This is a genomic window from Aurantimonas aggregata (genome assembly GCF_010500835.1).
In the GTDB taxonomy this organism is placed as follows: domain Bacteria; phylum Pseudomonadota; class Alphaproteobacteria; order Rhizobiales; family Rhizobiaceae; genus Aurantimonas; species Aurantimonas aggregata.
The window spans coordinates 1-1015 of sequence record NZ_JAAAMJ010000079.1 but is presented as its reverse complement, the minus strand read 5'-3'; the positions used below and the strand labels follow the sequence as shown (position 1 = coordinate 1015).

1 protein-coding gene and 1 pseudogene are annotated in these 1015 nt (G+C 64.6%); both read right to left on the bottom strand.

The window, feature by feature from the left end:
- Positions 1 to 65: 65 nt before the first annotated feature.
- The gene (locus tag GTW51_RS23325; protein WP_163046403.1) at positions 66 to 383 is read right to left on the bottom strand and encodes a hypothetical protein; all 318 of its coding nucleotides are present in this window, start codon (positions 381 to 383) and stop codon (positions 66 to 68) included.
- A 20-nt stretch (positions 384 to 403) separates the two neighbouring features.
- A pseudogene (locus tag GTW51_RS23320) lies at positions 404 to 888 on the bottom strand (IS701 family transposase); the annotation flags it as partial.
- Positions 889 to 1015: the final 127 nt, after the last annotated feature.

The following is a 1015-nucleotide window of genomic DNA, read 5'->3' as shown; positions in this document are numbered from 1 at the left end:
ATGCCGACGAAAACTTCTGTAGAATGCTCCATGGCTTGCCCTCCTGCCAGGAGGATCGGCTCGGCCTATCCGAGCAACCCTCGAACAGACAGTGTAGGGCAAGCCGCCCGGCCAAACGGACATACGGTCTTACGCTGGAAACCATCCTCGCCGCCGTCCTCGACCGGCGGCAGGAGCGCAGCGGGCGTCAGCGCGAACATATCGCAGAGCTCAACAAGCGCGCCGCCGAATCCGAGCTGCGTCTCAAGCGGCTCTATGACGCCATCGAGGCGTGCGTCGCCGATCTGGACGACCCGGCGCTCAAGGACCGCATCGATGGTCTCAAAGCCGGTCGCGATCAGACCCGGGTCGATGCCGAGCGCGCCCAGGCCATGCTCATGCATTCAGGTCAGAAGGCAGTAACGTCCGCCATTGCGAGCGCGATGGCCGGCTTGGTCGCAAAACGGGTCGCTTCGGGAACATGCACCGCCGCCATGCGCTCAGGATCTTCCGTCCAAGCCTTCGGCAGATAGAGCGCCCGGTCGATGAAGGCGTGGCCGTGGCGTGAGACGTAGGACGCGAAAACGCCGATCTGGCAATTGGTGATCTTGCCCGCCGAGCCGGTGTACTGTCGCCCAACGCCGCACGACGCCTTGCCCTGCTTGAGAAAGCCGGTCTCGTCGATCACCAGAACTGCAGCCTCGTCGGCCAGTGTCTCAAGCGCATAATCGCGCACAATGTCGCGCAGCGCAGCGCATCCGCATCCCAGCGCCCGCGCCCCAGAATGGCCTGCTGACGCCAGGGTCAGGGTCCCGGATCCCCGGCAGCCTCCGCCCGCATCCAGCCCGTCTTGCGACGCTCCTCCCCAAGCAGACCGTCCAGGAACAAGCCAGCCGAAGCCGCCAGTTTTGAACCGCACCGGGTTTCCCGGAGGCCATTTGGTTTGAGTCCTACGCGGCGATGGGCATGGCCTCAAGCTGCGCGTAGTAGGCGGCTTCCGCTTCTGCGGGCGGGATGTTTCCGATCGGCTCGAGAA